This is a genomic window from Methylobacterium gregans (assembly GCF_022179245.1).
GTDB lineage: Bacteria > Pseudomonadota > Alphaproteobacteria > Rhizobiales > Beijerinckiaceae > Methylobacterium > Methylobacterium gregans.
Map to the genome: position 1 here is coordinate 32,184 of NZ_BPQM01000104.1, position 11,304 is coordinate 43,487.

Annotated in this window: 7 protein-coding genes; 5 read left to right on the forward strand and 2 right to left on the reverse strand. The window is 70.9% G+C overall.

Annotated elements, in window-relative coordinates:
• Positions 1–29 precede the first annotated feature (29 nt).
• Together MFF54_RS19570 and MFF54_RS19575 are read left to right on the forward strand one after the other, a co-directional pair.
• Positions 30–1,214: an alginate lyase family protein gene (locus MFF54_RS19570; protein WP_238304524.1), complete on the forward strand. Its 1,185-nt coding sequence runs from the start codon at positions 30–32 to the stop codon at positions 1,212–1,214.
• A 240-nt stretch (positions 1,215–1,454) separates the two neighbouring features.
• Positions 1,455–3,389, forward strand: coding sequence for a calcium-binding protein (locus MFF54_RS19575; protein WP_238304526.1), 1,935 nt, complete (start codon positions 1,455–1,457; stop codon positions 3,387–3,389).
• 61 nt (positions 3,390–3,450) lie between these two features.
• Here the strand turns inward: MFF54_RS19575 and MFF54_RS19580 are convergent, their stop codons facing one another.
• A complete protein-coding gene (locus MFF54_RS19580) occupies positions 3,451–4,695 on the reverse strand; it encodes a glycosyltransferase family 4 protein (protein WP_238304528.1) in 1,245 nt (414 codons plus the stop codon).
• 14 nt (positions 4,696–4,709) lie between these two features.
• Complete coding sequence (locus MFF54_RS19585) at positions 4,710–6,023, reverse strand: nucleotide sugar dehydrogenase (RefSeq protein WP_238304545.1); 1,314 nt, start codon at positions 6,021–6,023, stop codon at positions 4,710–4,712.
• Between the two features lie 599 nt (positions 6,024–6,622).
• Between MFF54_RS19585 and MFF54_RS19590 the strand changes: the two genes are divergently transcribed.
• The 3 genes from MFF54_RS19590 to MFF54_RS19600 form a co-directional block, all read left to right on the forward strand.
• Positions 6,623–8,077: an undecaprenyl-phosphate glucose phosphotransferase gene (locus MFF54_RS19590; protein WP_238304552.1), complete on the forward strand. Its 1,455-nt coding sequence runs from the start codon at positions 6,623–6,625 to the stop codon at positions 8,075–8,077.
• Positions 8,078–8,159: 82 nt separating this feature from the next.
• Positions 8,160–9,593, forward strand: a complete 1,434-nt coding sequence (locus tag MFF54_RS19595) for an O-antigen ligase family protein (RefSeq protein WP_238304561.1) — start codon at positions 8,160–8,162, stop codon at positions 9,591–9,593.
• Positions 9,586–11,304: GumC family protein (locus tag MFF54_RS19600; protein ID WP_238304563.1), on the forward strand; the 1,719-nt coding region annotated here is incomplete at its 3' end. The genes MFF54_RS19595 and MFF54_RS19600, both read left to right, overlap by 8 nt.

Genomic DNA, 11,304 nt, shown 5'->3' on the forward strand with positions numbered 1-11,304 from the left:
GCCTCGAGCTTCGGGAGAGGGAGTGCGGCATGGACGGCGTGCGGAATCGGTCCTGGTTCTGGAGCGAGCGATCCACCAGGGGCGCGGTGCCGGGGCTCGTGCTTCTGCTCGCCCTCGGCTCGGCCTGCGGGGCGCGGGCCGAGGCGGGGCGCATCGCCTCCGGCTTCGTTCTCGACGAGGCCCGGAACCGGCTCGGCCGGCCGGCTGGCGCCTTCGCGTGCCCGGACCCGGCCGCGCCGCTCGTCGACATGGCGCGCTTCCGCTCGCGCTACGATCCCAGGGACCCGACGCAGTCGCGTGTCGACCCGGAGCGCGAGCGCGCCGAGGCGGCGCGGGGCAGCCGTCTCGCGAGCTTCGGTAACACCATCGCCCATCTCTCCGACCGCGCGGTAACGGCCCGTCCGCGCGATCCGGAGATCGCGCGCTGCGTCCTCCGGCACCTCGCGCACTGGGCGGAGGCCGGCGCGCTCCTCGGCAGCGCCACCGACAACGACGAGCTCGGCCGGCATCAGGCGGTGATGACACAGGCCTGGCAGCTCGCGACCTATGCGGCCGTGCTGCTCAAGGTCGGGCCGGAGGGGCTCGATCCCGGCGCGCTGGCGCGCACCCGGAACTGGATCGGCCAGCTCGCCCGCTCGGTCGTCGCCGAGTATGCGGCCGACAACCAGTGGTCGCGCCACGGCGCCAACCACCTGTACTGGGCCGGGCTCGCGGTCGGCTACGCGGGCGCCGCCCTGCAGGATCCCGGCCTGCGGGACTTCGCCCTGCGGGCGCTTCGGCGCGGGCTCGCCGACATCGACGAGACCGGCGCCCTGCCGGCCGAGATCGCCCGGGGCAGCCGCGCCGCGATCTACCAGAACTTCGCGACCCTGCCGCTTGTCGCCCTGGTGCGCTTCGGGGACGCGAACGGCGTCGCGCTCTCCACGGCCGAGGAGCGGGCGCTCGACCGGCTCCTGGCCTTCGACGCGGCGCTCGCCCGCGACCCGGCCGCGCTGGAGGCGCGCACCGGCGTGCGGCAGGCCCCGGCCCGCGACCGGAGCTCGCTCGCTTGGATCGACGTCGTGCTGCCCCGCCTGCGCGGGCGCGACCCGGCCCGGGCGGCGGATCTCGAGGATCTGGCCGCACGCTTCGCGGCCCGTCCAGCTTGGCACGCCTTCCTGGGGGGCAATGCCGGGCTCGTCTACAACCCGGCCGACCAGAGACCGGAGCGCTGAGCCGGATGCGGCACTGGCGATCCGGGCTCGCGGCAGGCGGACCGGCAATCGAATCAATTGGCCGGCCGGCATTATCCTCTCCCTCACCAGCCCGGCTGCGGGAATGGGAGCGCATGGAACAAGGTCGTAGCCCTTAAGATACAGGCAACGAATGCCTCCTAGCGTCCGAGTCGATACGAACGAAAACCACGGGATCTCGCCGCTGATCCGATTTCGTTCATCGATTAGGAAACTGGAGCCATGTCTTCCCTCATCAGCGGCACGGCCGACGCGCTGCTCGACACCATCGCCGCCGCCAATCCGGGCCTTGCCGCCGTCGCGCGCCTTGCCGGAAGCGTCCCCGCCGCGTCCGTGACGGGCGGCCTGCGCTCGGTCGCGACGCTCGGCGCCGCGGACGGCTGCTACTACAACGCCGCCCTCAAGACGCTCGTAGTCTACAAGGCCGGCGTCGTGCTCGACGGGATTGATTTCCGCGGCGCCAGCGTCCGCGTCGAGACCAATAACGTGACGATCACCCGCTCGGCCTTCGACGCGTCGGTCGGCATGGCCGCGATCACCGGCGTCGCCGGTACCAGCGGGCTCACCGTCACGAACTCCACCTTCGACGGGCTGAAGCTCGACCGCGCCTACAACGACTTCATCATCGCCCAGGGGCGCAACACCACGATCACGGGCAACCGCTTCCTGAACGCCCCGAGCGACGCGGTCTACATCGAGAGCGGTACGGTCGCGAACAACTACTTCTCGGGCGGCGGCTACCAGACCGGCGCGCACGCGGACGCGATCTGGGTCGGCAAGACCACGGGCCCGGTCACGATCACCGGCAACCTCGTCGACTGGCGCAGCAGGCCCGACGCCAAGGTCGAGACCAACAACGCCGTGCGGGTCACGGCCGAGATGGGGGCCACCACGGACGTCACGGTGAGCGGCAACGTCCTGCTCGGCGGAGCCTACACGGTCGCGGTCAGCGAGCTCGCCAACGACAAGGGTGCGATCAGCAACGTTCGCGTGACGAACAACGTCGTGGCCGCGGGGCTCTACGGACCGCTCGACCTCGTCACGCAACCGCCGGGCCTCGTCTACACCGGCAACGCCAACGCGACCGGACTCGGCCTGGCGCTCGCCGCGGCCACCGGTCCCGGCGTGGCGGAACTCCTCGCCGGCACCCGCGCCGTCATCGGCACGGCGGGCGCCGACGCGCTCGTCGGCGGTGAGGGACGCGACTTCGTCCAGGGCGGCGGCGGCCAGGACTGGGTCTCGGCCGGCGCGGGCGACGACGTGATCGAGGGGGGCGCCGGGCGCGACTACCTCGCGGGCGGTGCCGGCAAGGACGTCTTCCTCTACCGCGGCCTCGATGTCGGCCGCGACCTGATCAGCGATTTCGAGCACGGCCGCGACCGCCTCGACCTCGCGGAGTTGCCCGGCGCGCCGAGGCAGGCCGCAGCCTGGATCTGGCTCGGCTCCGAGCGCTTCACCGGCGCTGCCTGGCAGCTGCGCAGCGTGGCCACAGCCACCGGCACCACCCTGCTTCAGCTCGACGCCGACGGCGACCAGAAGACCGATCTCGAGATCGAGTTCAGCGGCCAACACAGCTTCTCGGCCGCCGACTTCATCCTGGGCACCGCCGCAGGCCCGGCCACCGCGCACCCCGCGGTTCCCCCCGTCACGGCCCCGGTCGCCGCGGAGCCGGTCGTCCCGGCCCTGCCGCTCGTGCTCGGCACCGACGGCAACGACGTCATCGCGCGCACCGGCAGCGAGGCCGTGCGCGTGGTCGCTGGCGCCGGGGGCGACAGCATCCGGACGGGCTCGGGCGACGACGTGATCGTCGGCCAGGGCGGCAAGGACATCATCGCGACGGGTGCGGGCCGCGACCGGATCGTCTACGAGCGGGCCGGCGACAGCACTGTCTCGGCCCGCGACTACATCACCGACTTCGCGGTCGGCAGCGACCTGATCGATCTCTCGGCCCTGTCCGGCTCCGCGGCCGGGTCGGGGGCCAAGCTCGACTGGATCGGCCGCAACGCCTTCTCGGGCCAAGCGGGTGAGCTGCGCTTCACCGGCACGGCCGGCGGCAGCACCCTGATCCAGGCGGATCTCGACGGCGACCGCACGGCTGATTTCGCGATCGAGCTGGCCGGCCAGAAGGATCTGACCGCCGCGAGCTTCGTGCTCTGACCCGGCCGCGGCGGCTGCCGGGCCGCCCGGTCGCCGCCGCCCGGCGCGCTCGGCCGCCCGCTCACGCACGCCGGGACGCCTCCCTGGCCGGGTCGAGCGCCCCAGGCAGCGCGGTCGCGATCGGCTGCGGGCCGAGCAGCCGGGCATAGGCCGCCAGGAGCTTGGGCTCCTCGTACTGCCAGGCGAGCTGCTCGCGCACGCGGCGGCGCCCGAACGCGCCCATCCGCGCGCGCCGCTCCGGATCATCGAGCAGTTCGAGGACCTTGTCGCCGAAATCGGCCGGGACGGTGTTGCGCGCGTAGAGCGAAGCGTCCTGCGCGGAGAAGCGTCCCTCCGTCAGGTCGAACTGCACGATCGGCTTGCCGAGCGCCATGTACTCCATAATCTTGTTCATGGTGGACTTGTCGTTCATCGCGTTCGGCCGGTCGGGATTCACGCAGACGTCCGACGAGGCAAGCGCGCTGAACAGCGTCGCGTCCGGGACCCGGCCCGTGAAGGTGACGTGATCGGCCATGCCCATCGCGGCGCAGGCCGCCTCCGTCTCGGCGAGTGCGGGCCCGCCGCCGACCACGACGAACTGCACGTCGTGCCGCCCGCGGACCTCGACCACGTGGCGGACCGCCTCCAGCAGCAGGTCGAGCCCCTCCTGCTGGCCGATCACGCCCACATAGCCGACGAGGTAGCGCCGCCCCTTGCGCCAGGCCGGGTCCGGCGGCGGCTCCTGGATGCGCGCGAGGTTGGGCCCCGAGCGGACGACGTGGACCCGCTCCGGCTCCATGCCGCCGCGCTCGATCGCGATCTGCCGGTAGGAGTTGTTGGTGGCCAGCGACACGTCCGCGACCCGGAAGGTCAGCCTTTCGACGAGCAGCATCAGGCGCCAGCCCCAGTCCCGGCGGCCGAACTTGGCCTCGTAGAGCTCGGGGTTGATGTCGTGATGATCGAAGAGGAACTTCTTGCCGAAGAGCTTGTAGAAGCCGCCGATGAGGAAGATCAGGTCCGGCGGGTTGCAGGCGTGGATCGCGTCGAAGCCGCGCTCGCGCAGGACCCTGAGGCTGAGGACGAACTCCCAGAACAGGGCGCTGGCGTATTCCACCAGATAGCCTGCCGCGCCGTGCCCCTCGTGCGGCAGCGGGTGCCGGTAGACGTGGATGCCGTCGATCTCGGCGTAGCGCGCCTCGGCGTCGCGCCCGGTCGGGCAGATCACCGAGACGGTGTGGCCCGCCCGGTGGAGAGCCGTCGCCTCCGACCAGACCCGACGGTCGAAGGGGACGGGCAGGTTCTCGACGATGATGAGGATGCGGGCCATCTGGCGACGGCCCCCTACCAGAGGAACCCGTCGTAGCGCTCGCCAAGCGCCTCGGCCTCAGCGAGGCGGGCGAAGTCGAGCACGCGCTGGCCCGGCCGGATCCGGTCGACGGCGTCGCGGTATTCCGGGGCGTTGGCCGTGACGACCACGCTGTCGGTCCCCGCAAGCGCCTCCTCGAGGTTGTCGACCATCAGCTCGGCCACGTGCGGGATCACCCCGTACAGGTAGCTGCGGTTGGCGCCCGTCAGCTTAGCGAGCTCGACGTTGCGGTCGAACACCTTGATCTGGCAGCCCTTGCCCAGCAGGCGCTCGATCATGTCGAGATAGGGGCTCTCGCGCAGGTCGTCGGTGCCGGCCTTGAAGCTGAAGCCCAGGAAGCAGACGCTGCGGGCGCCCGAATCCAGGATCCAGTCGATGCCGCGCTCGATCTGCTCGCGGTTCGAGCGGGCGATGTTGGCGATCACCGGCAGGTCGAGGTCGCGCGAGACGGCGTGGTGGGCGAGCGCGCGGGTGTCCTTGGGCAGGCAGGAGCCGCCGAAGGCGAAGCCCGGCTTCAGGTAGGCCTTCGAGATGTTGAGCTTGGTGTCGGCACAGAACATCTCCATCAGCCGGTGGCTGTCGATGCCCTCCTTCTTGCAGATCGCGCCGATCTCGTTGCCGAACGTGACCTTCAGGGCGTGCCAGACGTTGTCGGCGTACTTCGCCATCTCGGCGATCTCGAGACTTGTGCGGAAGACCGGTCCCGGCAGGCCGTCGTAGAGCGCGACGAGGCGTTCAGCGGTCTCGGGATCGACCTCGCCGATGACGGTCTTGGGCGGGTCGTAGAAGTCCGTGACCGCGGTTCCCTCGCGCATGAATTCTGGATTGCTCGCGAGCCCGAACCGCTCCCCCGCGCGGCCACCCGATTCCGACTCCAGGATCGGCAGCACCCGGCCCCGCACGGTCCCGGGCAGGACGGTCGAGCGCACCACAACCGAGTGGTAGGTGTTCTTGCGCGCGATCGCCCGGCCGATCTGGCGCGCCACGCCCTCGACCGCCCGGGTGTCGAGCGAGCCGTTCGGCCGGCTCGGCGTGCCGACGCAGATCAGCGAGAGGTCCGTCTCCCGCGCGGCCTCCTCGACGTCGAGGGTTGCCCGCAGGCGTCCGCCCGAGACCGCGTCGGCAACGTATTCGGCCACATCGCGCTCCACGATCGGCGCATGCCCGCGCGACATCAGGTCGACCTTGGTCTCGTTGAGATCGACCCCCACCACGTTGTGGCCCATATGCGCGAGACAGGCCGAGCACACGGTGCCGACATACCCGAGGCCGAATACACTGACGTTCATGCCGGGAAGTCCTTCTGCTAAACTGGGGCCTCGGACGAGCGGGAATGCAGCCAGAGCCCCCTGCCGGGGCGGCGCTAAGCAAGACATTTCATGGCGGAATTAGTGCTTAGGAGCGCTTGTATTGCAGTGCGTTAACCATGCCTATGCGTGATGCGGATCGTCAATTCCTTCGTTAAGGAATTGCTAATCATGGCCTGCGCAAAATTTTGCCATTTTCCTGGGTTGCGAGACGTCGTTGCCGGCACTCATCTCGCAGCTGCAATAGGCTGACTCCGAGCCGCGAGCGGCCCCACCCCGCTCCTGTTCGCCCGCGCTCGCATCGGCAGCACGGGCCTCCCGCACATGCGCCATTGCACGGCTTTCGAGGATTTCTGCCGCGGCAATTCCCTCTACGCGGCAGGTCTAGTGGCTCTCTGGGAAACACCACCGACGGTATCCCGATACAAGGTGCCTCCGGCCCAACAAGTCTCCGCAACTACATTCGTAGATATGTCTAAAATTTGACCTTTCGGTTCTCCGAGGCGCCGTTAACATCCGGAGCGTTGTGCACTGCCGCGTAGGACGGGCCCTGCGCCCCAGGACAGCAAAGGCTCAGGCGCATGGCACTTTCGGTCGAGGATGTTCAGCAAGCAGCCTTCCGGCTCGATCCCTCGAGCCAGCGCGAGCCCGCCGGCCACATCCCCGTGCCCATCCTGTGCGCCGTGGCGGCGTTTGCCGACTGGATCGCGATCACCTCCAGCGCCTGGCTTGCCGGGCTTGCCTACAGGGGTTTGACGACGATGCCGGCGATCAGCGGCCGGGATACCGATCTGGCGGCGGGCGCAGTCTTCGCCTCTCTCTACGTCCTGAGGATGAACGGGCGGGGGCACTACGCCATCGAGCGCCTCACGGCCCGGTCGATCTTCGTATCCGACATGGCGTCAGCCTGGGCGATTGTGATCGGAATCTGTGCGGGGCTCGCTTTCCTCCTGAAGATCGGCGGCGACGTCTCGCGCGGCTTCTTCCTCATCTTCGCGGTGGCGGGGCTCGCCGCGGTGGCCGGGATTCGGGTCGGCGCGCAGCGGGTGTGCCGACGCGCGGTCGATTCCAGAATGATAGCCGACCGCCGCGTCCTGCTCTTGGGTGAGCGGGCCGAGGTGGGAAGCCACGGCCTACACCGGCGTCTGCGCGAGTCCGGCTACAGGGTCATCGACACGCTACCCTGCGAATTCCGCTCGAAATCCGAGGTCTCCGCCTGCGCCGCCGAGGCGATCCGCCGCTCGCGCAGCGAGCCGGTGGAGGAGATCCTGATCTGCGTGAACTGGTCGCGCGTCCACGACCTCGAGAACCTGCTGCAGTGTTTGCGCATCCTGCCGCTGCCGGCGCTGGTGCTCGCCGACCACAAGGTCCGCAACCTGCTCGCCAAGCCCGTCACCCGGGTCGGGTCCGTGCTGGCGCTGGAGGTGCAGCGCAGCCCGCTGAGCCTCGGCGAGCAGGCGGCCAAGCGCGCCCTCGACTTCGCGCTCTCCGCGTTCGCCCTCTTCCTGCTCTCTCCTCTGCTCGTCCTCGTCGCCGCGGCGGTGCGGCTGGAGAGCCCCGGTCCGGCGCTGTTCCGGCAGACACGGATCGGCTTCAGCGGCCGCCGCTTCCAGATCTACAAGTTCCGCTCGATGCGCGTGCAGGACGACGGTCCGGTGATCCGACAGGCCACCCGCGACGACCGGCGCGTCACCCGGATCGGACGCCTGCTGCGCCGCACCAGCATCGACGAGCTGCCGCAGCTCCTCAACGTCCTGCGGGGCGACATGTCCCTCGTCGGCCCGCGCCCCCACGCGCTCGCGCACGACGACCAGTATACGAGTGTGATCGCGCCCTACGCCTACCGGCACCACGTGAAGCCCGGCATCACCGGGCTGGCCCAGGTCAACAAGTGCCGCGGCGAGACCGAGACCGTCGACAAGATGGCCCGGCGCGTCTCCTACGACATCCAGTACATCAACCGCTGGAGCATCTGGCTGGACCTGCGGATCATCCTGCTGACCGCCGTCCAGGTCTTCAAGCACGACGCCTACTAGGATCTCCGCGCCCCGCGCGGCTCAGCCCCCGCTGCCGGGCCGATCCGAGCCGCTGCTCCCACCGCCCGCCGAGGAGACGTTCGTGACAGCGCGCGCCGCACACGGTTCGGTCCTGACCCTGGCGCCCCGCGTGCGCGCCGGATCGTGGACGCCGCCCCGTGGGCAGGCGCCGCTCAGGGCGCAGGCACCGTTCTGGGCGGCCCTGATCCTCTTGGGCGCCTATCTGGGGCCCGCCGAGATGGCCGTGAAGGTCGGCATCGTGCTGACCACGCTGAGGCTCGCGCTGCTGATCATGCTGGCCTGGGCCGCGGCCGTAATGGCGAGCCGGCTCGCGAGCGGGCGCTACGTCTTCGTGCTGGCGGACGGGCTGGTGCTGGTGCTGGTGCTCTGGATGGAGCTCGCGCTCTACGCCACGACCGGCCCGGAGGCCGTCACCAGCGCCGTCGGGCTGCGCCCGGTCGAGTTCCTCAGTGCCTATCTCGCCGGGCGCTTCATCTTCGGCCGGCGCGCGGGGATCGGGCCCTTCGTCCAGGTTCTCCTCGTCGTCGTCGGGCTCTTGGTGCTGCTCGGCCTCGTCGATCTCGCCGCCGGGGAGAACATCCTCGGCCGCCTCGGGCGCCAGTATTTCGGGGTCGACCGCAACGCCCTCTACATCACGCAGTACCGCATGGGCCTGCCCCGCGCACGGGCGAGCTTCGAGCACGCGATCCTGTTCGGGACGTTCTTCTCGGCCTGCGCGCCGCTGCTCTACTACCTCGCGCCCGGGCGGCTCACCTGGATCGCCGGCCTCGGCCTGTGCCTCGCCGGCATCGTGCTGGCGCTCTCCTCCGCGCCGATGCTGGCCTTCGGCATCTTCGCCGCGCTGGCCACCTTCGACCGCCTGCTCGACCGGGCACCCTGGCGCTGGGCCGCCCTCTTGGTCCTCGTCGTCTACGGCATCGCGATGCTGCTCGCCTTCGTGGACGACCCGCTGCGGACTCTCGTCAACCTGTTCACGCTTGAGCCGGAGACCGGGGTCTACCGGTTCCTGATCTGGGAATGGGTGGCCTACAACCTCCAGACGACGCCCTGGTTCGGCATCGGCGTGCGCGACTGGGTGCGGCTCTCCACCATGGTGTCGAGCGTCGACGCCCTCTGGCTCGGCCAGGCACTCCACGCGGGCTATGTCGGGGTCGCCCTGCTCGCCCTGGTGATCGTGGGCGCCTTCTTCGCCTGGCCGGGCCGCGCCGCGCCGCCGCGGCGTCCCGACGCCGTCGTCGGAACGGCCGCCAAGGCGGTGACGATCGCGCTCGTCCAGATGATCTTCGTCTCGTTCACCGTGCACTACTGGGGCACCTGCTGGGCCTTCTTCGCCCTGCTGATCGGGATGCGGGCCGGCCTCACCGAGGCCGCGCGGCTCGATGCCGGGCGTGCGGCCACCCGCCCCGTGCAAGGGTTCGGCCCCGATCCCGGCCCGGCGGGGCCGGACGCCCGCCTTGAACGCTCTCGCAGGGAGGCTCGCCGCGCCGATGCTTGACCGGACCCCCGGATCCTTCCTGGGCCGCGGCCGCCCGCTTCCCCCCGACGCGCCGAAGGTCAACGACCCCGGCGACGTCACCTACCTGATCGCGGTGGTGCGCCGCTGGCGGCGCCTGATCGGCGGGTTCGTGCTCGCGGGCCTCGCGATCAGCCTCGTCTACCTGCTCCTCGCGACCCCGCAATACCGGGCCACCGCCCGCATCCTCATCGACTTCCGCCGCCTCGCCGACATCGGCCAGGACCAGTTCGCGATCAACAACCGGGTCAACGACGCCGCCGTCGAGAGCCAGGCGACGATCATGACCTCCGAGGGGGTGCTGCGCGCCGTCATCCGCGCGGAGAAGCTCGACGAGGACCCGGAATTCGCCGAGGACGGCCTCGCCCTCGACCGGGTGCTCGCGCTCGCGGGCCTCGCCGACCCGGCCGACGCGACCCCGTCCGGGCGGGAGCGCCGGACGATCGAGGCGCTCGGCCGGCGCCTCACGGCCCAGCGGGTCGGCGTGTCCTACGTGATCGAGCTGCGCTTCCTGTCGGCGGACGCCGCCAAGGCGGCGCGGATCGCCAACGCGCTCGCCGGGGCCTATGTGGGCGACCAGCTCGCCGCCAAGCGGGAGGCGGCCGGCAGCGCCAACGGCTGGTACCGCGACCGCGTCGCAGAGCTGCAGGCCCAGGCCGGGGAGGCCGAAAAGGCGGCGGTCGCCTACCGGGCCAGCAACCGGATCATGCTCGCCGACGGCAAGTACGTGGACGAGCAGCTCTTGACCGAGTTGAGCAGCCGCCTCGTCGCGGTCCAGGGCGAGCGCAGCGAGGCGGAGGCCAAGCGCGCCCGGATCGAGGCGATCCTAGATGCCGGCGGGGGCGGCGCCGTCGCCGACGAGTTCCAGAACAACCTGATCACGGCCCTGCGCCAGAAGGCGGCCGAGATCCGGCGCCGCATGGCCGAGATCACGGCGCGCTCGGGCGGCGAGCACGATGCGGTCGAGCGCGCCCGCCAGGATCTCCAGGCGACGGAAGCCTCGATCGCCGACGAGTTCCGCCGCATCGCCCAGGGCTACCGCAGCACCGCCGCGGTCGCGCGCCTGAACGAGCAGACGATCACCCGCGACCTCGAGGACCTCGCCCGGCGCTCGGCCGAGGCGCAGGGCGTGCGCGTGCAGCTGGCGCAGCTCCAGAGCGTGGCCGACACCTACAAGAGCATGCGGGACAGCTTCCTCACCCGCTTCGCCGAGGCCGCGCAGGAGCAGACCTTCCCGGTGACGGAGGCGCGCATCGTCAGCGACGCGTCGGTGCCGAACCGGCCCGCCACCCCGAACTGGTACAAGGCCTTCGCGGCCGGCCTCTCGCTCAGCTTCGGCCTCGGATTCGTCGTGGCCCTCGGGCGGGACGTGCTGACGCGGCGCGTGCGCGACCGCCGCCAGCTCGCGGCCGCCGTCGGCAGCCCCTGCATCGCGGTGATCGCCGACCTGCCCGCGCTCGCCGCGCCGCCCGCACCCGGTCGAAACCCGATCGCGGAGGCGGCGCGCCTGCCCTTCTCGGCGCTCGCCGAGAGCCTGCGGGCCGTCCGGCTCACGGCCGACGCGCGCTTCGAGGGGGCTGCGTCCGGCACGGTGCTGGGCCTCGTCTCGGCGGTCTCGGGCGACGGCGTGAGCACGCTCGCGGGCAACCTCGCCACCCTGCTGCCGCTACGCGCCAGCAGGGTGGCGAGGTTG